Annotated in this window: 19 protein-coding genes and 1 tRNA gene; 13 read left to right on the top strand and 7 right to left on the bottom strand. The window is 67.4% G+C overall.

Annotation, left to right across the window (positions count from 1 at the left end; translation table 11 throughout):
- Nucleotide 1 precedes the first annotated feature (1 nt).
- A complete protein-coding gene (locus BBTA_RS01430; RefSeq protein ID WP_012040643.1) occupies nucleotides 2-874 on the bottom strand; it encodes a DUF4339 domain-containing protein in 873 nt (290 codons plus the stop codon).
- A gap of 205 nt (nucleotides 875-1,079) precedes the next feature.
- Here BBTA_RS01430 and BBTA_RS01425 point away from each other — a divergent pair, with 205 nt between their 5' ends.
- From BBTA_RS01425 to BBTA_RS01410, 4 genes are all read left to right on the top strand, one after another.
- Nucleotides 1,080-1,418 carry a P-II family nitrogen regulator gene (locus tag BBTA_RS01425; protein WP_009031848.1) on the top strand — a complete coding sequence of 113 codons (339 nt, stop codon included), beginning with the start codon at nucleotides 1,080-1,082 and terminating at the stop codon, nucleotides 1,416-1,418.
- 84 nt (nucleotides 1,419-1,502) lie between these two features.
- Nucleotides 1,503-2,813 carry an ammonium transporter gene (locus BBTA_RS01420; protein ID WP_012040642.1) on the top strand — a complete coding sequence of 437 codons (1,311 nt, stop codon included), beginning with the start codon at nucleotides 1,503-1,505 and terminating at the stop codon, nucleotides 2,811-2,813.
- A 332-nt stretch (nucleotides 2,814-3,145) separates the two neighbouring features.
- The gene (locus BBTA_RS01415) at nucleotides 3,146-3,484 is read left to right on the top strand and encodes a P-II family nitrogen regulator (protein WP_006611147.1); all 339 of its coding nucleotides are present in this window, start codon (nucleotides 3,146-3,148) and stop codon (nucleotides 3,482-3,484) included.
- A gap of 39 nt (nucleotides 3,485-3,523) precedes the next feature.
- Nucleotides 3,524-5,026, top strand: a complete 1,503-nt coding sequence (locus BBTA_RS01410) for an ammonium transporter (RefSeq protein WP_012040641.1) — start codon at nucleotides 3,524-3,526, stop codon at nucleotides 5,024-5,026.
- Between the two features lie 536 nt (nucleotides 5,027-5,562).
- On the opposite strand, the gene BBTA_RS01405 is transcribed toward BBTA_RS01410, so the two are convergent.
- The 3 genes from BBTA_RS01405 to tsaD form a co-directional block, all read right to left on the bottom strand.
- A complete protein-coding gene (locus BBTA_RS01405) occupies nucleotides 5,563-5,976 on the bottom strand; it encodes an EVE domain-containing protein (protein WP_012040640.1) in 414 nt (137 codons plus the stop codon).
- A 214-nt stretch (nucleotides 5,977-6,190) separates the two neighbouring features.
- Entirely contained in the window at nucleotides 6,191-7,171 is a 981-nt protein-coding gene (locus BBTA_RS01400; protein ID WP_012040639.1) for an NAD(P)H-dependent glycerol-3-phosphate dehydrogenase, read from the bottom strand.
- A gap of 231 nt (nucleotides 7,172-7,402) precedes the next feature.
- The gene (gene tsaD, locus BBTA_RS01395; protein ID WP_012040638.1) at nucleotides 7,403-8,470 is read right to left on the bottom strand and encodes a tRNA (adenosine(37)-N6)-threonylcarbamoyltransferase complex transferase subunit TsaD; all 1,068 of its coding nucleotides are present in this window, start codon (nucleotides 8,468-8,470) and stop codon (nucleotides 7,403-7,405) included.
- 140 nt (nucleotides 8,471-8,610) lie between these two features.
- Between tsaD and BBTA_RS01390 the strand changes: the two genes are divergently transcribed.
- The 5 genes from BBTA_RS01390 to BBTA_RS01370 all read left to right on the top strand — a co-directional run bounded on the left by BBTA_RS01390 (nucleotide 8,611) and on the right by BBTA_RS01370 (nucleotide 14,616).
- Complete coding sequence (locus BBTA_RS01390) at nucleotides 8,611-9,348, top strand: uroporphyrinogen-III synthase (RefSeq protein WP_012040637.1); 738 nt, start codon at nucleotides 8,611-8,613, stop codon at nucleotides 9,346-9,348.
- Nucleotides 9,349-9,398: 50 nt separating this feature from the next.
- Nucleotides 9,399-10,697 carry a COG4223 family protein gene (locus BBTA_RS01385; RefSeq protein ID WP_012040636.1) on the top strand — a complete coding sequence of 433 codons (1,299 nt, stop codon included), beginning with the start codon at nucleotides 9,399-9,401 and terminating at the stop codon, nucleotides 10,695-10,697.
- Nucleotides 10,698-10,704: 7 nt separating this feature from the next.
- The gene (locus tag BBTA_RS01380) at nucleotides 10,705-12,630 is read left to right on the top strand and encodes a heme biosynthesis protein HemY (RefSeq protein ID WP_012040635.1); all 1,926 of its coding nucleotides are present in this window, start codon (nucleotides 10,705-10,707) and stop codon (nucleotides 12,628-12,630) included.
- A 155-nt stretch (nucleotides 12,631-12,785) separates the two neighbouring features.
- A tRNA-Thr gene (locus tag BBTA_RS01375) sits at nucleotides 12,786-12,861 on the top strand.
- A gap of 351 nt (nucleotides 12,862-13,212) precedes the next feature.
- Entirely contained in the window at nucleotides 13,213-14,616 is a 1,404-nt protein-coding gene (locus BBTA_RS01370) for a GSCFA domain-containing protein (protein ID WP_012040634.1), read from the top strand.
- A 33-nt stretch (nucleotides 14,617-14,649) separates the two neighbouring features.
- On the opposite strand, the gene BBTA_RS01365 is transcribed toward BBTA_RS01370, so the two are convergent.
- Nucleotides 14,650-15,213, bottom strand: a complete 564-nt coding sequence (locus tag BBTA_RS01365; RefSeq protein ID WP_371260222.1) for a hypothetical protein — start codon at nucleotides 15,211-15,213, stop codon at nucleotides 14,650-14,652.
- 429 nt (nucleotides 15,214-15,642) lie between these two features.
- Between BBTA_RS01365 and BBTA_RS01360 the strand changes: the two genes are divergently transcribed.
- A complete protein-coding gene (locus tag BBTA_RS01360) occupies nucleotides 15,643-16,071 on the top strand; it encodes a hypothetical protein (RefSeq protein ID WP_012040632.1) in 429 nt (142 codons plus the stop codon).
- Nucleotides 16,072-16,165: 94 nt separating this feature from the next.
- On the opposite strand, the gene BBTA_RS01355 is transcribed toward BBTA_RS01360, so the two are convergent.
- Entirely contained in the window at nucleotides 16,166-17,218 is a 1,053-nt protein-coding gene (locus BBTA_RS01355) for a polysaccharide deacetylase family protein (RefSeq protein ID WP_012040631.1), read from the bottom strand.
- 327 nt (nucleotides 17,219-17,545) lie between these two features.
- Between BBTA_RS01355 and BBTA_RS01350 the strand changes: the two genes are divergently transcribed.
- Together BBTA_RS01350 and BBTA_RS01345 are read left to right on the top strand one after the other, a co-directional pair.
- The gene (locus BBTA_RS01350; RefSeq protein WP_012040630.1) at nucleotides 17,546-17,833 is read left to right on the top strand and encodes a hypothetical protein; all 288 of its coding nucleotides are present in this window, start codon (nucleotides 17,546-17,548) and stop codon (nucleotides 17,831-17,833) included.
- A 128-nt stretch (nucleotides 17,834-17,961) separates the two neighbouring features.
- Nucleotides 17,962-18,165, top strand: coding sequence for a hypothetical protein (locus BBTA_RS01345; protein ID WP_012040629.1), 204 nt, complete (start codon nucleotides 17,962-17,964; stop codon nucleotides 18,163-18,165).
- A 45-nt stretch (nucleotides 18,166-18,210) separates the two neighbouring features.
- Here the strand turns inward: BBTA_RS01345 and BBTA_RS01340 are convergent, their stop codons facing one another.
- A complete protein-coding gene (locus BBTA_RS01340; protein ID WP_012040628.1) occupies nucleotides 18,211-19,893 on the bottom strand; it encodes an MFS transporter in 1,683 nt (560 codons plus the stop codon).
- A 179-nt stretch (nucleotides 19,894-20,072) separates the two neighbouring features.
- Here BBTA_RS01340 and BBTA_RS01335 point away from each other — a divergent pair, with 179 nt between their 5' ends.
- A complete protein-coding gene (locus BBTA_RS01335; RefSeq protein WP_012040627.1) occupies nucleotides 20,073-21,437 on the top strand; it encodes a hypothetical protein in 1,365 nt (454 codons plus the stop codon).
- Nucleotides 21,438-21,662 lie beyond the last annotated feature (225 nt).

The raw sequence follows: 21,662 nt of genomic DNA, 5'->3' as shown, positions 1-21,662 counted from the left end.
GTCACACCGGCTGCGCGGTGCGTGGCACGAGCGCGAATTGCGACACGTACCAGGTGCTGTACCAGCGCAACAGCCACGGAATCGGAATGATGAAGGCGCAGCCCACCGCAAACAGCAGCGTGCGCCACAGCACATCCAGCCCGGAGGCGTTGAACACCAGCTCGCGCCGCGAGCCCTGGACGTTGCGGCAGATCCAGCGCATCCAGGCCGTCAGCACCCAGGCCCAGCCGATGATGGTGATCGCCGACACCAGCGTTGCGAGATACCAGCCGAAATAGGCAAGCGGGCTGCCTTCGAAGCGAAGCGGCAGCGGTTCGCCATTCGACGCGATCTTGGTGGCCACCCAGCGCAGGATCATCCAGCCCAGCAGCGCCTGTCCGACCACTGAAACCAGCTGCAAGAATGGCCTGTCGCTGGTGCCGATATAGGTCAGCACGCCGAGACCGACGAAGACATACCAGATGTCGAGCGGCTGACCGGTGAAACTGAGATTGGGCCGACCGGGCACCCTGATCCGCTCGACCACGTAGCGGTAGAGATAGACCGCAGTCCAGGGCGCGAGAATGATCACGAGCTGGCCGACGACATACAGCAGCGCCCAGCCGAAATAGGGCCAGGTGTCCAGCTTGGCCGAGAGCGCCCCGGCCGAGGCAGGCCCCCCGATATCGAAAGCAGGTGCCGCCGGCGGGATCTCGGGCACGCCCGACATCAATCCGGGAATGCGTCCGGCCTTCTCCCAGCCGGCCATGCCGTCGCTCCACAGCAGCGTGTCGGCGGTCACGACGCTCCTGGCGATCAGGTCGCGCAGTTCGTCCTCTGATATGGGCCCCTGTTGCTGACCTTGCGCAGCGTAATACCAGGAACGATTCGACATAGTGGGTCCTTGGCTGGAGGAGGCGGACAACGTCTTCGATCTGTCGGGCGATGCCGCATTTCGTTCAGTGATATCGGTCACTCCTTGACGTTTTCGCTTAACGCTGCGCTCATTTTGTGCCATTTGCCTAGCAACAGCCCAAACGGCCGCCTGCAATCTGCCTTCGAAACAGGCTGCCCTGCTCCGAGGAACCCAAGGCCCGACCATGAAGCTCGTCGTCGCGATCATCAAACCTTTCAAGCTCGACGAGGTCCGCCAGGCCCTCACCGCGATCGGCGTCCACGGCATGACCGTGACCGAGGTCAAGGGCTATGGCCGCCAGAAGGGCCACACCGAGATCTATCGGGGCGCCGAATACATCGTGAATTTCCTGCCAAAGCTGCGCATCGAGATCGCGGTCAATTCCGACATCGCCGACAAGGCGGTCGAGGTGATCACCACGCATGCACGCACCGGCCAGATCGGCGACGGCAAGATCTTCGTGACGCCGATCGATCACGCCCGCCGCATCCGCACCGGCGAGACCGACAGCGACGCGCTGTAGGCCGTCGCGACAGCGGCACGCCCGCCGCAACGGCGCGGCGGCGGAAGACATCTCAATCTGATCTGACATGCCGGGGGGACTGTCATGGGGACCTATGCGTCTCGTTGCCTTCGCGCGTCTGCAGCTTCGGCTGCAGCAGGCGCGGCCATCTTCACCACGCCTGCCTTGGCGGCTGCACCATCGACGATCGAACCGGCCGACACCGCCTGGATGATCGTGGCCACGGCCCTCGTGCTGATGATGACCATCCCGGGGCTGGCGCTGTTCTACTCGGGCATGGTGCGCAAGAAGAACGTGCTGGCGACGATGGCGCAGAGCCTCGCCGCGGTCATGCTGATCTCGATCCTGTGGGTTGCGTTCGGCTATTCGCTGGCCTTCGTCGGCGACGGCGCCTGGATCGGCACGCTCGACCGCGCCTTCCTCGCCGGCATGGGCATGGAGAGCGTGCATCCCGGAGCCAAGACGATTCCGGAAGCGCTGTTCATGCTGTACCAGATGACCTTCGCGATCATCACGGTGGCGCTGGTGGCCGGCTCGGTGGCCGATCGCATGCGCTTCTCGGCCTATCTTGTGTTCGGCGTCGCCTGGTTCGTCTTCGTCTATGTGCCGCTGGCGCATTGGATCTGGGGCGGCGGTTTCCTCGCCCAGGCCGGCGTGGTCGATTTCGCCGGCGGCCTCGTGGTACATCTGTCCGCCGGCACCGGCGGCCTGGTCGCGGCCGTGGTCATGGGACGCCGCCACGGCTATGGCAGCGAGAACCTGTCGCCGTTCGACCTGTCGCTCGCGGTCGTCGGCACCGGCCTGCTCTGGGTCGGCTGGTTCGGCTTCAATGGCGGATCGGCGCTCGGCGCCAACGCGCATGCCGTGATGGCGATCCTGACCACGCATCTTGCCGCCTGCGCCGGCGCCGTCACCTGGGGCGCGCTGGAATGGTCGACCCGCCGCAAGCCGTCGGTGCTCGGCATGATCTCCGGAGCGGTCGCCGGCCTCGGCACCATCACCCCGGCATCGGGCTTCGTCGCCCCTTGGCACGGCCTGGTCATCGGCGCGCTGGCCGGCATCATCTGCTACTGGGCCTGCACCTCGCTGAAGCACCGCTTCAATTATGACGATTCGCTCGACGTGTTCGGCGTCCACGGCATCGGCGGCCTCACCGGCACGGTGCTGGCCGGCGTGTTCGCCACGGCAGCGATCGGCGGCACCGCCGGGCTGATCGAGGGCAACCCGAAGCAACTCGCGGCGCAGCTCTACGGCGTCGCCGTCACCCTGGTCTGGTCGGGCGGCGTCACCTGGGGTCTCCTGAAGCTGGTCAGCGTCTTCGTGCCGTTGCGGGTGTCCCGCGAGCAGGAACTCGAGGGTCTCGACATCTCCCAGCACGGCGAAGCGCTGCAATAATTGCAGGATTTGGCGGCAATTGACCTGTTCTGAGTCGCGGAATTCTGCCCGCGCAGTGAGCAGCATTGTGTCTTGAGCCTGGCATGCGCAATTTTTGCGCATACCTGCCCATTCCCTGGGCGCGACGGAATGGCGCAGCCCGCGCCTTCCCCCCTGAAGGCCGAAAAGGTCAGGATTCACGGGTCGTTAGCCCTGACCAGCCGACTGGCACGGCATTTGATTCTAAGTCCCCCGGCTGTGCCCGCGTCGTGAAGCTCTCTCCGCGTGGTGAACCTCAGTCGACAAGCAGCGCTCGGTAACGTCCGTGCCGGGCCCAAGCGGGGATAGGACCCATGAAAATTGTTATGGCGATCATTAAGCCATTCAAGCTCGAAGAAGTCCGGGACGCCCTGACCGCCATCGGCGTTCATGGTCTCACGGTGACCGAAGTGAAGGGGTACGGCCGCCAGAAAGGCCACACGGAAATCTACCGCGGCGCCGAATATGCCGTGAGCTTCCTGCCCAAAATCAAGATCGAAGTCGCGATCCCGTCGGACCAGGTCGACAAGACCATCGACGCCATCAGCTCGGCCGCTAAGACCGGCCAGATCGGCGACGGCAAGATCTTCGTCATCAGCCTCGACCACGCCGTGCGCATCCGCACCGGCGAAGCGGACGCTGCGGCTCTCTGATTTCGCGCTCACACCAGAACACTTACGGAGTAGAATAAAATGACGTTCAAGCGTCCAACCAGCGCGGGATGGGTTACGCTCGCAGTCGCAGGGCTCTGCGTCGCTGGCCTCGTCGATGTGGCATTCGCCGAAGATGCGCCGGCCGCCGCGGCCGCGGCCGCCCCCGTTCCCAACAAGGGCGACACCGCCTGGATGCTCGTGTCCAGCGCGCTCGTCCTGATGATGTCCGTCCCCGGCCTCGCGCTGTTCTATGGCGGCCTCGTCCGCACCAAGAACATGGCCTCGGTCCTGACCCAGGTGTTCGCGATCGTCGCCATGGTCGGCGTGGTCTGGACGCTGTACGGCTATTCGCTCGCCTTCACGGATGGCGGCAGCATGACGTCGTGGATCGGCGGCTTCTCCAAGGCCTTCCTGCACGGCGTCGACGCCAACTCGGTGGCGGCGACCTTCTCCAACGGCGTCGTGATCCCGGAACTCGCCTATTTCGTGTTCCAGATGACCTTCGCGATGATCACCCCGGCCCTGATCGTCGGCGCCTTCGCCGAGCGCATCAAGTTCTCGGCGGTGATGCTGTTCGTGCTGCTCTGGGTGACGTTCATCTACTTCCCGATCGCGCACTGGGTCTGGTACATCGCCGCGCCGGATGACGTTGCCGCCGCTGCCAAGGCTGTGGCTGCCGCAACCGACGCTGCCGCCAAGACCGCTGCCCAGGCCAAGCTCGACGAGCTCACCGGTGCCGTTGGCTGGCTCGCCGGCGCTGGCGCCCTCGACTTCGCGGGCGGTACCGTCGTTCACATCAATGCCGGCATCGCCGGTCTGGTGGGCGCGGTTCTGATCGGCAAGCGCACCGGCTACGGCAAGGAGTTGATGGCTCCGCACTCGCTGACCATGACCATGATCGGCGCCTCGCTGCTGTGGGTCGGCTGGTTCGGCTTCAATGCCGGTTCGAACCTGGAATCGAACGGCGTCACCGCGCTGGCCTTCGTCAACACGATGGTCGCCACTGCCGGTGCGGCGCTGTCCTGGCTGCTCTGCGAATGGGCCGTCAAGGGCAAGCCCTCGCTGCTCGGCATCTGCTCGGGTGCGGTCGCCGGTCTCGTCGCCGTCACCCCGGCCTCCGGTCTCGCCGGCCCGATCGGCGCCCTGGTGCTCGGCCTGATCGTCTCGCCCGTCTGCCTGTTCTTCGTCTCCACGGTGAAGAATTCGCTCGGCTATGACGACGCACTCGACGTGTTCGGCGTGCACTGCATCGGCGGCATCATCGGCGCTCTGGCCACCGGCATCCTGGTCAACCCGGCCCTCGGCGGCGTCGGCATCACCGACTACACCAACATCACCGGCAACAACGCCGGCACCTACGACTTCGCCACGCAGATGCTGGCGCAGGTCAAGGCTGTCGTCGCCACGCTGGTGTGGTCGGGTGTCGGCTCAGCGATCCTCTACAAGGTCGTCGACGTGGTCATCGGCCTGCGCCCGACCGTCGAGCAGGAGCGCGAAGGTCTGGACATCACCGACCACGGCGAGCGCGCCTACAACTACTGAGTTCTCCCGGGACTCGGTCCCACGGGACCAGGTCCGCAACTTCGGTTCGGGCAAATACCCGGCAATGCCCTGACCGTTGAGGGGCTCCAGCGCAAGCTGGGGCCCCTTTCTTTTTGGTCGCTGCACGATCTGCGCAAGATTCACTTCCGAACCTGATGGGGGCCGCTTCCTCCCTCCCCTGGAGGGGGAGGGCACCGTCCGCGTATCTTGACTCATCGGCATCACGACAACCCATGGGGGTGGCTGAATTCCGGACGAGCATCCGTCTCGCGGCGCAATGACGCCCGAGTCATGCTCATCATCATCGCCCTCATCAATAGAGGGCGCGGGGAAGGCCGGGCGCTCGCCAAACAGGGACGCGCGGAAATGTGCAGGCGATTTGCCCGACGGTGCAACGCGATCCGCGTGCGACAAAGTAGCTCGACGGGCAGCTTGCGCATGCGAGGCATGCCGAGCGCCAAACCCGCGAGCGCCCCAGGATGACAGCGAGTCCTGCTACAGCGGATCGCGCAAGCGGAGGCAATAGCCTTCGGCCCCTACACGCCACCCATCTTGCACACCAGCTTCCATTCCTCCGGCGTCACCGGCTGCACCGACAGGCGCGACTGTTTCACCAACGCCATCTCGGCGAGCTTCGGCTCAGCCTTGATGGCGGCGAGCGTCACCGGGGTCTTGAAGGGTTTGTGGGCCTTGATGTCGACGCAGACGAACTTGCCCGTCTTGTCGGTCGGATCGGGATAGGCCTCCTTGATGATCTCGGCGATCCCGACGATCTCCTTGCCCTCGTTGGAATGGTAGTAGAAGGCGAGCTCGCCCTTCTTCATCGCCACCAGGTTCTGCCGCGCCGTGTAGTTGCGCACGCCGGTCCAGGCTTCGCCCTTGGCGCCCTTCTCCACCTGCTGGTCCCAGGACCACACCGAGGGTTCGGATTTCACCAGCCAGTAGCTCATGATGCTCGTCTCTTTCCACTCGTCATGGTCGGGCGGCGGCGTCAGGCGCGTGTTTCGCAAGCCCCCGCCATGCGCGTCTTAGATCGCAACGCATTATCAAGACGTGGATGCCCGCGACAAGCGCGGGCATGACGGCGGAAGACGGCGCAACCCGTTCGTCAACATGGAAGAGCGTCGCGATCCGCGCCGTTTTCGCGTCGTGCCGGTCCGGCGCTCACTCCTCCGCCTTGAACGGGCGCAGCATCAGCGCCTCGATCGCGGCATCGATCGTGACGGCGCCCGCGAGAATCGCCGCCACCGCCTGCGCGACCGGCATCTCGACGCCGCGCGCGGCGGCGAGCTCGACCAGCACCGGTGCGGTGTATTGCCCCTCGGCCAGCTTGCCGGCCGGCAGCGGCTCGCCGCGGCCAAGCGCCAGGCCAGCGGCGAAGTTGCGCGATTGCGGGCCGGCGCAGGTCAGGATCAGATCGCCGAGACCCGAGAGGCCGGTCAACGTCTCGCTGCGCGCGCCATGGGCGCGGCCGAGCCGCACCAGCTCGGCAAAGCCGCGCGTGGTCAGCGCCGCCAGCGCCGAAGCGCCGAGCTGCCGCCCCGCCACGATGCCCGCCGCGATCGCCAGCACATTCTTGGCGGCGCCGCCGATCTCGACGCCGCGCACATCGGTCGAGTGGTAGGGCCGGAAGGTCGGCGAGCCCAGCGCCTGGACCAACGCCGCCGCCAGCGCCTCGTCGGGAGCGGCGAGCGTGACTGCCGTCGGCAATCCGCGCGCGACATCGTGGGCGAAACTCGGGCCGGACAGGATCGCAGGCGTCGCGCACGGCGCGGCCTCGGCGATCACCTCGGTCATGAATTTGTGGGTGCCATGCTCAATGCCCTTGGCGCAGGCCACAAGCGGCGTGCCGGGCGCTAGCAGCGGCGCAACATGCATGACGGCACCGCGCAGATGCTGCGCGGGCACGACAATCAGGACAGTGTCGGCGCGGGCGGCGCGAGCCAGATCGGCGGTGACGGCGATGCGCGACGCGAGCGGAATGCCGGGCAGGCGCGGATTCTCGCGGGCGCTTGCAATGTGCGAAGCATGATCGGCGTCGCGCGCGTAAAGGGTGACATCACGCCCAGCGCGCGCGGCGACGGCGGCGAGCGCCGTGCCCCAGGCTCCGGCGCCGATGACGGCGATGGTTTGGAAGCACGTCATCGCCCCGCGCCCAACTGCGCTCCCTCTCCCCGTTCTTCACGGGGACGCGACGAGCTTCGCTCGCGCTGAGAGGGTTGGGATGAGGGGCAGCCCCGCACCCTGACCGTGCGGAGAGCCCCCCTCACCCGGATTGCATCTGGCGATGCAATCCGGCCTCTCCCCGCACGCGGGGAGAGGCTGACGACTGCTCCGCGCGCCAATGAGGGATGAAGAAACAGCCCAGGCACGCCCTCAAAACCCCGCGCGCGTATTCGCGAACTTGCCGGGCACGCTGGCATTCGCATCCAGCAGCCAGCGCGCGCGTGGCGCGGCGTCCATGCCGTCGATCATTCCCAGGGCGAGACGCTCCAATCCGGCCCAGGCGATCATCGCGCCATTGTCGGTGCACAGCGCCGGCGGCGGCATGATCAGGCGGGTGCCGGCTTGCTGCGCGACATCATCGAGCGCGGCGCGGATCGCCTGATTGGCCGCGACGCCGCCGGCCGCGACCAGCGCGGTCGGCGCCCCGAAGCGCTGCTTGAACAGATCGAGGCCGACGCGCAGGCGGTCGGCGGTCGACTCCAGCACCGCGGCCTGGAAGCTCGCGCAGAGATCGGCGATGTCCTGCGCGCTGACATGGGCGATCCGGCCGATCTCGTTGCGCACGGCGGTCTTGAGACCGGACAGCGAAAAATTGGCGTCGCTGCGGCCCAGCATCGGACGCGGAAACGCAAATCGCGCGGCGTCACCGCGCTGCGCGGCCTCTTCGACCTGCGGCCCGCCGGGATAGGGCAGGCCGAGCATCTTCGCCACCTTGTCGAAGGCCTCGCCCATCGCATCGTCGACGGTCGTGCCGAGCCTGACATAGTCGCCGACGCCGGCGACCGCGACGATCTGGGTGTGGCCGCCGGACGCCAGGAACAGGCAATAGGGGAAATCGATTGCATCGGTGAGGCGCGGCGTCAGCGCATGCGCCTCGAGATGATTGACCGCGATCAACGGTGTATCATGCACCAGCGCGATCGCCTTCGCCGTGGTGAGCCCGACGATCACGCCGCCGATCAAGCCGGGACCAGCGGCCGCGGCGACGCCATTTAGATCGGCATAATCAATGCCGGCCTCGCGCATCGCCGCATCGATGAGATGATCGAGCATGTCGACATGGGCGCGCGCGGCGATCTCGGGAACCACGCCGCCATAAAGGGCGTGCTCGTCGGTTTGCGAGCGCACCACGTTGGAGAGGATCCGCCCCTTGCCGTCCGAATCACGCGCAACCACCGCCGCGGCGGTCTCGTCGCAGGTGGTTTCGATGCCGAGCACGAGCGTTGTCGAATCGTTACCCAATCTCAACCCTTTTGGTCATTATGAGTGCGCAGAACCGCCTAACACCACGAGGTCGCCAGGTGCAATCGTCCGTCCGTTGCAGCCCGGCTGATCCGTATTCGACGGGAGCATAGCACATGGCCGTGCTGGTGACCCGTCCCGCTCCCGACAATGACCGCAGCGCCACAGCGCTTCGTGCGCGCGGCTTCGAGGTGCTGCTGGCGCCGATGTTGCGATTCGAGCCCGTCGCGCTGCCCGATGACGCCGGCCGCGATGCCGCGGCTGTCATCGTGACGTCGTCGAACGCGCTGCGCGCGGCAGCACCGCAGCTCGCGCGGTCCGCGTTGCTGACCCTGCCGCTGTTCGCGGTCGGCGAGCACACCGCGGCGGCGGCGCGCCAGGCCGGCTTCACCCAGGTGATGTCCGCCGACGGCGATGCAGGCGCCTTGCGCGATCTCGTCACGCGCGAGCGCGCCAACGGCCGCATCAAGGCGGATGCGCCGCTGCTCTATCTCGCCGGAGCCGACATTTCGCGCGATCTCGCGGGCGAGCTCGCCGGGCGCGGCTTCGAAGTGATCACCCAGACCGTCTACCGCATGGCCCCGGTGACGACGCTGCCGCGCGACGTCTGCGATGCATTCGCAAAGAACGCCATCACGGCCGTGCTGCATTATTCGCGGCGAAGTGCCGCGGCCTTCGTCGCGGCGATCAGGGCCGATGGCGTCGAAATTTCGGCGCTGGCCGTGCCGCATTGCTGCATGTCGGCCAATGTCGCCGAGGTGCTGCGCGAAGCTGGCGCGACGCAGGTCACAATCGCGGCGCATCCGAATGAAAACGACATGCTGGAGGGGCTGACCCGTGCGCTACGGTCGTGAATGGCGTAAGAGGGCCTGCTCAATCTTGCCTCAGCCAGGGAACTTCCACCATGGTCGATGAACCCGACACCGTTGCGCCGGCCTCCGATACCGGGCGGCCGAAACGGCCACCGCCGACCATCGACCTGGAGCCGACCTCGCGCGAGGAGCGTCCGTCGGCCGCCGAGAGTGCGGCCGAGCGGCCGACCGCCTCGCCCTGGTCAGCCCCGGCCGAGGCCGTCGCCGAGGGATCGTCGGGCGCCGCGAGCCAGTCGCATCCCCATGCGGCGCCGGACGCCGCACCCGAAGCGGCCGAAAGCGCGACGCCCGAGGAGCCTGTCGCCGCGGCCGAGCCGCCGCGCGCCGACACGCCTCCACCGCCCCGGCCGGTATCGCCCTGGATCATCGCACCGTTCTCCGGCGCGGCCGCAGCGGCGCTGGTGATCGGCATCGGCTGGATGCTGGGCTGGCCGCCGGTCCAACCGCCGTCGGCCACGACGCCCCAGGACGCAGCCGTCACGGAGCTGACCTCGCGCGTTGCGGGGCTGGAGCAGCGCATCGGCAGACCGGATACGGCCGTGACCGGCCGGCTCGACGCGGCCGACAAAGCGATCGCGGCGGTACGGAACGACATTGCCGGCCTGCGCGCGCAGTCTGACAAGACGATCGCGGCGCTCAACGACGTCAAGGCTCAGCCGCGCGACGGCGCGGCATCGGCGCCCGCGCCGGCCCCGGTCGACCTGTCTGGCCTGATTGCGCGGATCGACGCGCTGGAGCGGGCCAGCAGGAGCCAGAGCGCGGCGCTGGCGCAGGAGAGCCAGAAGCTCGCCGACGCCGCCAAGCCGGCCGACGATGCGCCGCTGCGCCGGGTGGTCGCCGCCGCGCTGCTCGACGTCGCGGTCCGCCATGGCGATCCCTATGCCGCGGCGCTGTCGACCGCGAAATCGCTCGCGCCCGATGCCGCCGCGCTGAAACCGCTGGACGCCTTTGCCGCCACCGGCGTGCCGAGCCCGGCCGCGCTCAGCCGCGATCTCCTCACCATCGTGCCGAAGCTGGCGCCGCCCGCCCCGGAAGGCACCACGGGAAGCTCGATCCTGAGCAAGCTCTCGGCCGGCGCCGCCGGCTTGGTGAAGGTCGAGCGCACCGACGGCGCCGGCACCGACCGCGGCGCGGTCGTCGCGCGGATCACCGCGGCCGCGCTGCGCAATGATTTCGCCGAGGCGCGGCGCGAGCTGAAGGGACTGTCGCCTGACGAGCGCGCCCCCGCCAAAGACTGGCTCGACAAGGCCGATGCCCGCGACGCGGCGCTGTCGACCGCCCGCAAATTTGCCGACGACGCGATGACCGCGCTCGCCAAACCCGCGCAATAGGACGCCCATGCTCCGGATCGTTGTCTTCCTTATCCTGGTCGGGCTCGCCGCCGCGGGCTCGGCCTGGGTCGCCGAGCAGACCGGCGATGTCGTGCTGAACTGGGGTCCGTGGCGCATCGCCATGACCCTGCCAGTCTTCGTGCTGGCGCTCGGCCTGACCATCACGGCCTGCGTGCTGGTCTGGAACCTGATCAGCGCGCTGTTGCGGGCGCCGGGACGGATTCGCAACCATCACCGCGCCCGCCGCCACCAGCGCGGACGGCATGCCATCACCCACGGCTTGCTGGCCATCGGCCATGGCGATCTGACCGCGGCGCGCCAGCACGCCGATGCCGCCAAGCGGCTCGCCGGCGACGATCCGCTGACCCTGCTGCTGCATGCGCAGGCCGCCCAGCTCGGCGGCGACCGCGATGGCGCGCAGCGCGCCTTCCGGGCGATGGCCGAGCGCCACGACACCCGGCTGCTCGGCCTGCGCGGCCTGTTCATCGAGGCGCAGCGCGCCGACGACGCCTATGCCGCGGTCATGATCGCCGACGAGGCGCTCAAGCTCGCGCCGAACGCGACCTGGGCCTCGCACGCCGTGCTCGGCTTCCGCTGCGCCCAGGGCGACTGGAACGGCGCGCTGGCCATCCTCGACAGCAACTACACCGCCGGCATGATCGACAAGCCGACCTATCGCCGCCAACGTGGCGTGCTGCTGACCGCGCGCGCCATTGCGCTGGAAACCGAGAACCGCGATCTGGCCCGCGCGAGCGCGATGGAGGCGGTGAAGCTGGCCCCGACGCTGATCCCGGCCGCGGTGCTGGCGGCAAAATTCGAAAGCGAGGCCCACCAGGTGCGCCGCGCGATGAAGATCATCGAGGCGGCCTGGACCGCCGGCCCGCATCCCGACCTCGCCGACGCCTATGCCCATGTGCGGCTCGGCGATTCGGCGCGGCAGCGGCTCACGCGGATCGAGAACCTCGCCGCCCGCACGCGGGATCATATCGAGGGCGCGCTGGCGATCGCTCGCGCGGCGATCGACGCCGCCGAGTTCGGCCGCGCCCGCGCCGCGCTGGCGCCGTTCACCGACGACCCGACCCAGCGCGTGGCGATGCTGATGGCCGAGTTGGAGCGAACCGAGCACGGCGACGCCGGCAAGTCACGCGAATGGACCCTGCGCGCGGTGCGCGCCCGCCACGACCCGGCCTGGACCGCGGACGGCTATGTCAGCGACCATTGGCGGCCGATCTCGCCGGTGACCGGCCGGCTCGACGCCTTCCAATGGCAGACCCCGGTCGCCAGCCTGCCGTCGGAGCGCAACAGCGTCATCGAGAGCTCCGAATTCGCCGATGCGGTGCTGGCGCCGCCGACCCGCGCCACTATTCCCGAAGGCCTGGCCGAGCCGCCGCGCGAGGTCGCCCGTCAGAGTCAGCTGGACGTGATCGCGCCGACCCCGCAGGACAACGTTCCGCCGCGGCCCGCCGAGACCGCGGTGTCCGACCCGGCTGTGGACACACCTGTGCAAGAGGCCGTTGATAAGCCTGTCGACAGGCCGGTGGATAACCCTGTTGAGAAGACTGAGGACAACCGGCTGATCGAGGTGAGTAGCGCGACGCCGGCCGAGCCGGCGCCGCCGCTGCAGGCGTCCGGACCGACCGATGCCGATAGCGAGACGCCCGAGGCCGAGCGGGACGAGGCGGAGAGCGAGGCCGAGGCGCCTGCCAAGCCGGCCGACCCGGTGGCGACCGCGCCGACGCCGCTGTTCCGCACCCGCAGCGATCTCGGCAAGCCGCCGGAGACACCGCTCCAGACGATCGTTCCGATCATGCGGCCCCCCGATGATCCCGGCGTCGACGACGAAGATCAGACGCGCGACGAGTTTGCCGAGCAGATCGCGCCCAAGGCGCAGGCCGGCGGCTGGCGCGGCTTCTGGTCGCGCTTCGGGAGCTAGGGACGGCCGGTCCCTCCGGCGTCGGTTCCGGGTCACAGCGGCACGATTCCGCGGCATGGCGGCGCGCGTTGTCCTTGCCAACCGCCGATTGGCCCGATATCAGGAGCGCGTTCGCGTGGTCCGGCGTCATGCCGGGCACGTGCTGCTTTTGGTTCGCCGCAATAGCTCAGCTGGTAGAGCACGTCATTCGTAATGACGGGGTCGGGGGTTCGAGTCCCTCTTGCGGCACCAGCTCCCACCCTCTCGGCCGTCCCCTCCCCCGGTTAAGAATTGCTTAACCCAAATCGCGCCATCGTCCTGCGCGAGCCGCGGGCCGGGTTTCCCGCACTGGCAGCAGGTGATGATCCGGCGCGTCCCGACGCGTTCGAGTCTCGCGAATGTCGGTTGCGCTCGGCGTGCGCGCCAACGGCTGAGCCGGTGGCGATGAGTACCCAGAGGTCATGGTCGAGACGTTCCGCTCGCGGTCGCGACGCCCGCGCGCGTGACGATTCGGTCAGACGACACACGGCAATGCGCGGCCGGGGCCGGCGCAGGGCGGGATCGACCGCCGACACGCAACGAGAGACAAAGGCGATCCTCGACATGAGCACCACTGCCCTCGACAATCATACCCAGTTCCAATCCATCGTCGGCCAGATCCGGACGCTCGCCTACAAATATATCGAGGACAAGGACTTCGTCAGCGCGCAGCTCGCGTTCCAGAAGCTGCTTGAGCTCGACCCCAAGGACATCAATGCCCGCTTCATCTATGCGCAGCTGATCGACGACGGCTCGCACAAGAAGCGCGCCGAGGCGCGCGACATGATGCTCGCGATCCTCGACGAGCATCCGGAGATCTTCAACGATCCGAGCGAGGGCAATCTGCACCTGATCCGCAGCGCCGCGGTGCGCTGCAGCCATGTCGGGCCGTTCACGCGCTCGATGGAGCTGTTCCGCAAGCTCGCGCGCGCCTCCAACCAGGCCGCCGATTACTTTTCGCTCAGCGAGATCCTGACCCAGGGCAACGAGTTCGAGGAGGCGGTGGCCGCGCTCGAAAAGGCCATCCAGCTCAATCCGGCCTACGACAATCCGATCAACCGCGAGACACTGGAGCTCGCGCGTTCGAACGCCAAGAAGGGTAAGGCTAAGGACGTCAAGGCCCGCGCCAAGGTCGGACGTTATCCGGAAACCAAGGATTTCCTCGGCGATCTGCAGACGCTGATCACCAGCCACATTGCGGTGAACCTGGCGGCAGCGCCCAAATTCCTCGACAAGAGCACGCGCTTCTTCACCATGGGTTCGTGCTTCGCGCGCAACCTGTCCAAGAGCCTCAACGACAGCGGCTATTCCAGTCACCACATGGAGATCTCGGAATATATCAACACGACGTTCGCCAACCGCGTGTTCGTCGACTGGCTGCGCGACGCCAAGATCAATCCGGAGATCGAGGAGCGCATCGTCGAGCTGTTGCCGCCGGGGTCGAGCAAGTGGAGCACGCTGACGGCCATCAAACAGGCCGACGTCTTCATCCTGACGCTCGGCGTTGCCGCCGCGTTCTTCGACCGCGAGACCGGCGCTTTCGTGCTGCCGCGGCCCAGCGCGCTGAACTCCCGCGCGCTGGCCGAGAAGTACAAGTTCCGCACCGCGAGCGTGCAGGAGAATGTCGACAACGTGCTCTATCTGATCGACTTCATCCGCAGCATCAAGCCGGGCATCAAGGTCATCGTCACGGTGTCCCCCGTGCCGCTGCTGACCTCGTTCGAATATGAATCGGTGGTGCAGGCCGACTGCCTGTCGAAGAGCACGATGCGGCTGGTCGCGCACGAGGTCGTCAACAATTCGAACCTCCCGGACATCTGGTACTGGCCGTCCTTCGAAGTCTTCCGCTGGGGTGGCTCCAACGCGTCGAGCTTCTTCGCCGCCGATGACGGCGCTGCCTGGCATGTCTCGGAGGACAAGGTGGCGGCCACGGTGCGCGCCTTCGTGCAGACCTTCTCGCCGGCCTGACCTCGTGTCGGACGGCGGCGCGGAGCGGCGGCTTCAGGGCAGCCGCTTCCGCCACAACCGGATGATCACGATGCCGGCCTGGGCATAGCCCGGCGGCGAGCTCTCGGGGCCGAACGGGGTCCTCGAATACAGCGAACTGGAGATCAGGAAGCCGCCGACATAGGGCTCGGGCAATCCGGACAACGCCAGGAAACAGCGGTGCGTCAGCAGCCCTTCCTCGGGCTGATTGCCGCGCACCAGCCGGCAATCGCCGACGCCGTTGAAGGCAATTCCGTTCAGCTGACCTTCGGTATAGGTGCCGAGCAATGTCGGATCCATTGCCTGGCCGATACACACCCGCAACTCGCCGATGCTTTTCTCACCGGTGTCGGTCATGCGACCATCCGATGGCCGGACCGTCACCGCGTGGATCGTGAGCTGATCCTCCAGCGCTGGCGCAAACCCGGTCTTTGTCGGCGCACAGAAGTCCGACGGCACCACGCGACCATGGCGCACGGTCCGTGCGACAAAGATCTCCTCGACGTCGTTTTCACCGGACTGCGCCCAGACCCGCCCGGTCGCCGGGAGCAGCGCGGTGACCGCCAGCGAAAGTGCCATCACGAAGCGGCGCATGCGCCCACCCTTCCCCCGAATCGATAGGTTTCACTATCGGATTCGGAGAGGTTTCTGAATCGCACCAACGAATAGTACATGTGCATACAATCATACCTCAACCGTGGGTCGTCCGGGCGCTCGTAAACAGCTCCGGGTGACGGTAACAAAGTAGCCAGTAAAGCGAGCAGAATTGCAGCACAGCCGCTCCGCGGGCCGCTGCAATCGATGCCATGTGTGTGCCTGCTCGCCGTCGGAGCACCTCGTCCCTGCAGGGAAGTCGCGGCGACTGCGAAAAGGTTCTCAGAAAGAACGAACCGCTGCGCATGACCGCGTGCCCTCGCCGGGCCTCGTCGTCGCCGCACGTGACTGCCGTCACATCCCAGGCCGCCGCGGCGGCCTATTGCTTTGCCATCAACGACGGGAGCTTTGACGATGAACAAGATGATGCTGATCGGCGCTATTGCGCTGGCATCCGCCACGACCGCCCAGGCCGGCGGGACCCGCAGCCTCTCACTGGCACCGAACGACACCGCCGCACCTGCGCCGCGCCCGGCCTATGTCCAGCAGGCCGGCGAGGTCACGATCACACCGGCGCCGGTGCCGGCTGGCGCAGCCGGCCAGCCAGCAACACAGCCCGTGCAACCAGCCCCGGCAGCTGCAGCCCCTGTCGCCAATTCAACGCCGGCCACGCAGCCCGCGGCCGCCGCGGCGCCGACGCCAGATCCGACCGGCTCAGTGCAGAAATCATCGCGGCGCTCGACGTCTGCAGCAAAATCAGCACGGGCCGGCAAGCCGCGCGGCAAGAGCTGGACCGAAGCGCGGATCATCCGCGAGTTGCATCGCCACGGCATCTATTGGTGAGCGCAAGACTGCAGGCGGCCACGAAGCCGACGACGCGCAACGAAAAGGCCGGGCGAACGCCCGGCCTTGGCACGTCAGCTTTGTCGCAGCGGCATCACTGCGAGACGGTCTGGATCACGCTCGAGATCGGCCGCGCATTGGTCATCGTGGTCGGCAGCTTCGGGTCCTGGCCGACCATCGCGTCATATTCCGGCAGCGTGTCCAGCGTGCCCTTCGCCTTCATCGCGACCACCTTGTAGCCGCCGGCCTTGAGACGCCGCAGCAAAGTCGGCAGCGCCAGCGCCGTGTTCTTCTGGAAGTCGTGCATCAGGATGATGCCCTTGCCCTTCTTGTCGAGCCCGGTCATCACCGTGTTCACGACCTGGTCGGGATCCTTGGAGCGGAAGTCGAAACTGTCGACGTCACAGGAGAACATCGCGACGTTGCGGCTGCCGAGATAGGCGACGGCCGACGGCCGGTGCTGCAGTTGCGGGAAGCGGAAGAATGGCGCCGGGTTGGTGCCGAGCGCGAATTTCACGGCGCTGAACCCCTTCTCCAGCTCTTCCTTGGCCGCCTCGTCGGTCATCTTCTTGCCGTTCAGATTGGCGTGCGACCAGGTATGCACCCCGACGGTGTGGCCAGCCGCCAGCACCTGGCGCAGGATCTCCGGATGATAGGTCGCGTGCTTGCCGATCGAGAAGAAGATGCCGGTGGTGCATTCGTCGGCGAGCGCCTTCAGCACGGCCGGGGTGTTCACGGGCCACGGGCCATCGTCGAAGGTCAGCACCACCTCGCGGTCGGCGAGAAAGTCGAACTGCTTGAAATGGTCGAGACCGAAGCCGGGGCCGCCGGTGGTGTCGACCACGACCGTGCGCGAGATGCCGAGCGCGTCCGGATTGGCGCAGGTCGACTTCGGCAGCGCCAGCGCGGAGGATGCCGCGGCGGTCTTGGACGGCAGGGTCCCGGTAATCTCGACATCGTCCTTGGGCGCGTCCTTGCTGGCCTTGGCGGCCACGCGGGCGGGCGGCGGCGCGGACTCGGACGGCTTCGCCGCTGCGCTCTGCGCGGCGGCATTGGCGGGGTTCGGCTTCGACAGCCAGTACCACACACCGGTGATCGCCAACGCCGCGACGACGGTGGCCAACAGCAAGCCTAACGCATTACGCATGGTTACTTTCCCGAAAACGCGAGATACGCGAGGGACGGATACGACGGTATTCGTCCCATTCCATTAGCTTCCATTAATGCCAACGAATCCTTAACGGGGTGCCAACGCCGCCGGGACGGTCGCGGTTTTCCCGCGCACCCTCCGCGTCGCATCAGGACTTCACCGGAGCGACACGTCGTCGCGGCGATTGCTCTGCTCGACGCGCGGACCGGGGTTGATGGGCCTGATCTGGCGTGACCCGCGTCACGGTTGCTAGAGAGCGATCCGGCCATGATGGACGCATCGAACACGGGGCTCGCAATCACGCCGAGCCAATGGGAGCCAGCCATGACGAAGTCCTTCAATCTCCTGCGCACGACCGTTCTGACTGCCGTCAGCGTCGCCGCCATCTCGGCCGTCACGTCCAGCACGAGCTTCGCCTTCAGCGCCGAGGCGCAGCAGATGTGCACCGGGGATGCGTTCCGCCTCTGCAGCAGCGAGATCCCGAACATCCCTGCGGTCACCGCTTGCATGATCAAGAACCGGTCGTCGCTGAGCTCCGGCTGCCGCGCCGTGCTCGACAAGGAGGTCGCCAAGCGCAGCGGCAAGATCGCCGAGATCAACGACGCGAATTGAAGGCCCGCTTGCGGCTCCAGCCTGCGCGCCATAGCTGCGACCGCGACGCTTGCGACGGCCAGTTGTGACCACTAAAAGCGCCGCCAAGCTTCAATGCCGGGAGAGAGGCGTCGTTCATGCGAGTAATAATGGTTGTCATCCCGCTCATGCTGGCGGTGTCGGCAGCGTCAGCCCAGCAGCAGGCCAACCAGGACGCCTGCGCGCGCGACGTGTCGCGGCACTGCCGCGCCGTGATGAACAATGGCGATCAGGCCGTCCTGGCCTGTCTCAAGGAGCATCGCGCCAAGCTGTCGAAGGCCTGCGACAAGGTGCTGACCGAACACGGGCAGTAACCCCTCCGGGACGCCCGCATCGGGAGCGCCCGGGCAGACCGCCAATCAGGGCCCGCTACGGGCCGCCGTCGCAACCGCCGGCGCCTGTTCGGCGGTCCGATCGACATCATCCTTGGGCCGGACCGAGCCGAACGGCCGCTCCAGCATGCGGCGGATCCGCACCGGATCCGGACCGATGTGGAAGCCGATGGCGCGCTGATGCAACTCGCGCTCGGCGCGCGTCGCACGGTTGCGCTGGCGCAGATAATCGATCCAGGTCGGACAATGATAGCGCTCGGTCCACAATTCCGGATCGGCGATGTCGCGAGCGATCGACCAGCCATAGGCGCCGTTGCGCTGCCGGCTGAGCTGCACGTCCTGCATCAGGTCGTGGAACGCACGGGCATCATCTTCGGCGACGCGATACTCGATCTCGACCACCAGGGGACCTGAGCGCGACGTCAGCTCGAGCTGCACCTCCGGATCCGCCAGGGTCTCGCCATCCTCATTCCGCGCGCCGATCGGCGGCATCCGCAGCCACAGGCCGAGCAGCGGCGAGACCATCATCAGCGCGCCCGAGACCAGCAGCGCCACCTCGACGCCGGCAGCGTCGGTCAGGTGCCCCCAGCCCCAGCTGCCGATCGCAATCCCGCCGGAGATCGCCGCCTGAAACGCCGCCAGCGCCCGGCCCGCCACCCAGCGCGGCGCCGACAGCTGTACGCCGATGTTGAACAGCGCCACCGCCAGCATCCACACCGCGCCGGCGACCACCAGCGCCGCCGCGGTCAGCACCGGCTCGCCGCTGAGACCCACGGCCGCTGTCGCAGCGCCAAGGGTCAGCGCGCAGCTGCGGATGGCCGCCTCGCCCGACAGCCGTTTCCTGATCTCGCCGATGTTGAGTGCGCCGACCACGGCGCCCATCCCGAACGCGCCGAGCATGATGCCATAGGTCTGCGCGCCGCCATGCAGCAGGTCGCGCGCAACCAGCGGCATCAGCGCCGAGATCGAGCCGCCGATGACGCCGGTGACCAGGGTGCGGATCAGCACGATCCGGATCGACGGCGAATGGATGATGTAGCGAACGCCCGAGACGATGGCGCGATTGAGCGGCTCGCGCGGCAGCCGGCTCGGCTCGACCACGCGCCGCCACAGGAACAGCGCCGCAAGCAGCGGCAGATACAGCAGCGCGTTGGCGGCGAAGGCCGCGACCGCGCCGGCAGCGGCGACGACGACGCCGCCGATCGCCGGACCGAAGCTGCGCGCGATGTTGTAGCTGATGCCGTTGAGCGCGACCGCCGCTGGCAGCGTCTCCGGCGGCACCTGCTCGCTCACCGAGGATTGCCAGGCCGGCCCCATCAGCGCCATGCCGCTGCCGATCACGAAACACAGCGCCAGCAAGCGCTCCGGCGTCACCAGGCCGAGCCACGCCAACACCGTCAGGGTGACAGCGCCGCCGAGCGCGACGAGCAGCGAGACGAGCGCAACGATGCGCCGGTCATACATGTCGGCGATGGCACCGGCCGGCATCGAGATGAACATCACCGGCAGCATCAGCGCGGTCTGCACCAGCGCCACCTTGTCGGCCGACGACGTCATCTGCGTCATCGCCCAGGCGGCGCCGACAGCCTGGATCAAAAGTCCGAGATTGGACAGCAGGCTCGCCAGCCAGATGCGGCGGAACACCATGTGACGCAGCGGCGCGGCAATGCCTTCTGCCGCGAACGGCTCACGCTTCTGCGGCGCATTCATGCAGGTCCGTCCACGTCGCCCAACCGTTCTGAATGATGTCGCATTGAACTATCGCTTGATTCCGACCGGACCGATGTGATGCCTGCGAATGTCCGCCGCTGTCCAGTGCCGCCATGCGCAACGCATCCTGGACCACGGCCAACGAACACCAAATGAACGAGACGACGGGGAGATCGCCGATGAAATTGACGCGCCGCACCATTCTCAAGAGCATGGGAACTCTGCCCCTGCTCACCGGCGGTCTGAGCTTACCGGCGTGGGGGCAGGCCGCGCCTGCGGGCGCCGACCTGCCGCCGGTGTTGTTCGTTCATGGCAATGGCGACCATGCAGCGCTCTGGATGACGACGCTGTGGCGCATGGAATCCAACGGCGTGCCGCGAACGCACCTTGCTGCGCTCAATTTCACCGATCCGCTGGCGCGGAACGATGATGCGGTGGCGCAGCCCAACCGATCGTCGACGGATGATCAACGCCGCGAGCTTGCCGAGGCGGTCAAGGCACTGAAGGAGCGCACGGGAGCGGCGCGCGTCGCGCTGGTCGGCAGCTCGCGCGGCGGCAACGCCATTCGCAACCTCGTGAAGAATGGCGGGGGCGCCGATGTCAGCCATGCGGTGCTGTGCGGCACGCCCAATCACGGCGTGTTCGATTGGGAGGACAGCCCGAACAGCGAGTTCAACGGCCGCGGACCGTTCCTGCGCGGCCTCAATGCGGGCGACAGCGAGGTCACCGCGGGCACGGCCTTCATGACCCTGCGCAGCGACGGCCTCGACAAATACGCCCAAGCCGATGGCCGCCTGCTCGGCAAGCCCGGAGTTCCCACCGGGATCACCGCCGACGGCCCGGCGCTGAAGGGCGCGACCAACCTCGTGATCGGCGCGCTCGACCATCGCGAGGTCGCGTTCCATCCACGCGCGTTCCGCGAGATCTACAAATTCATCGCAGGCCGTGAGCCAGCGCTGATTGCCATCCAGCCGGAGCGAGAGGTGCGAATCAGCGGCCTCGTGACGGGAACGCCGGGCGGCGCACCGACGAACCGTCCCGTGGCCGGCGCGAGCGTCGAGGTCTATCGCATCGCCGCCGAGACCCGGGCGCGCAACGGCGAGCCTGTCTATCGCGGCCAGACCGGCGCGGACGGGCGCTGGGGCCCTGCGGAAATCGATCCGGCCTCCTATATCGAGATCGTACTGACATCTCCGGGCGCGCCGATCACCCATTTCTACCGCTCGCCGTTCCCGCGCTCGTCCGACGTCGTGCATCTGCGCGCCGCGCGGCCGCTGGGCCAGGCCGATGCCGGAGCGGGCGCGATCGTGATCATGGCCAGGCCGCGGGGCTATTTCGGCTTGCCACGCGACATCGTGCTGCTCGACGGCAAGGAGCCTGCCGACATACAGAAGGGAGTACCGACCGACGCCGCCACGACATTGCGGCTGCCCGCAGGCGAGGTCGGGCGCAGCGTCACCGGACTGTTCAACGAGGAACGCATCGCCGCCCGGCTTTGGCCAGCTTCGGAGAGCAGGATTGCGGTCATCGAGCTGACTAATTAGTTACCGGAGTCAAATGATACACGAACGCTCTGGAGGGCGCGTCGATGCGCCCTCTTCCTCGCTTCGCAGGCGCCTCGGCATGGATCCGTTTCGCAGGATCTCTCGCCGTCGACGTGAGGGTCTTCCACTTGAGGGTCTGCCACGGTTCGCCGCGGTCGCCTGCACAAGCCGCGGCGCTGATGTTGCCGATCGATCCTTTGCCGCGCCGCCGGCGTCGTGAGGCCA

The sequence above is a fragment of the Bradyrhizobium sp. BTAi1 genome (assembly GCF_000015165.1).
GTDB classification, from domain to species: domain Bacteria; phylum Pseudomonadota; class Alphaproteobacteria; order Rhizobiales; family Xanthobacteraceae; genus Bradyrhizobium; species Bradyrhizobium denitrificans.
Note: the sequence above shows the minus strand (reverse complement) of the source record. Positions and strands in the feature narration are given on the sequence as shown.

Coding starts and splice junctions, on each gene's coding strand:
- BBTA_RS01430 (WP_012040643.1), bottom strand. CDS start 874: ATGTCGAATCGTTCCTGGTATTACGCTGCGCAAGGTCAGCAACAGGGG.
- BBTA_RS01425 (WP_009031848.1), top strand. CDS start 1,080: ATGAAGCTCGTCGTCGCGATCATCAAACCTTTCAAGCTCGACGAGGTC.
- BBTA_RS01420 (WP_012040642.1), top strand. CDS start 1,503: ATGGGGACCTATGCGTCTCGTTGCCTTCGCGCGTCTGCAGCTTCGGCT.
- BBTA_RS01415 (WP_006611147.1), top strand. CDS start 3,146: ATGAAAATTGTTATGGCGATCATTAAGCCATTCAAGCTCGAAGAAGTC.
- BBTA_RS01410 (WP_012040641.1), top strand. CDS start 3,524: ATGACGTTCAAGCGTCCAACCAGCGCGGGATGGGTTACGCTCGCAGTC.
- BBTA_RS01405 (WP_012040640.1), bottom strand. CDS start 5,976: ATGAGCTACTGGCTGGTGAAATCCGAACCCTCGGTGTGGTCCTGGGAC.
- BBTA_RS01400 (WP_012040639.1), bottom strand. CDS start 7,171: ATGACGTGCTTCCAAACCATCGCCGTCATCGGCGCCGGAGCCTGGGGC.
- BBTA_RS01390 (WP_012040637.1), top strand. CDS start 8,611: ATGGCCGTGCTGGTGACCCGTCCCGCTCCCGACAATGACCGCAGCGCC.
- BBTA_RS01385 (WP_012040636.1), top strand. CDS start 9,399: ATGGTCGATGAACCCGACACCGTTGCGCCGGCCTCCGATACCGGGCGG.
- BBTA_RS01380 (WP_012040635.1), top strand. CDS start 10,705: ATGCTCCGGATCGTTGTCTTCCTTATCCTGGTCGGGCTCGCCGCCGCG.
- BBTA_RS01370 (WP_012040634.1), top strand. CDS start 13,213: ATGAGCACCACTGCCCTCGACAATCATACCCAGTTCCAATCCATCGTC.
- BBTA_RS01365 (WP_371260222.1), bottom strand. CDS start 15,213: ATGGCACTTTCGCTGGCGGTCACCGCGCTGCTCCCGGCGACCGGGCGG.
- BBTA_RS01360 (WP_012040632.1), top strand. CDS start 15,643: ATGAACAAGATGATGCTGATCGGCGCTATTGCGCTGGCATCCGCCACG.
- BBTA_RS01355 (WP_012040631.1), bottom strand. CDS start 17,218: ATGCGTAATGCGTTAGGCTTGCTGTTGGCCACCGTCGTCGCGGCGTTG.
- BBTA_RS01350 (WP_012040630.1), top strand. CDS start 17,546: ATGACGAAGTCCTTCAATCTCCTGCGCACGACCGTTCTGACTGCCGTC.
- BBTA_RS01345 (WP_012040629.1), top strand. CDS start 17,962: ATGGTTGTCATCCCGCTCATGCTGGCGGTGTCGGCAGCGTCAGCCCAG.
- BBTA_RS01340 (WP_012040628.1), bottom strand. CDS start 19,893: ATGAATGCGCCGCAGAAGCGTGAGCCGTTCGCGGCAGAAGGCATTGCC.
- BBTA_RS01335 (WP_012040627.1), top strand. CDS start 20,073: ATGAAATTGACGCGCCGCACCATTCTCAAGAGCATGGGAACTCTGCCC.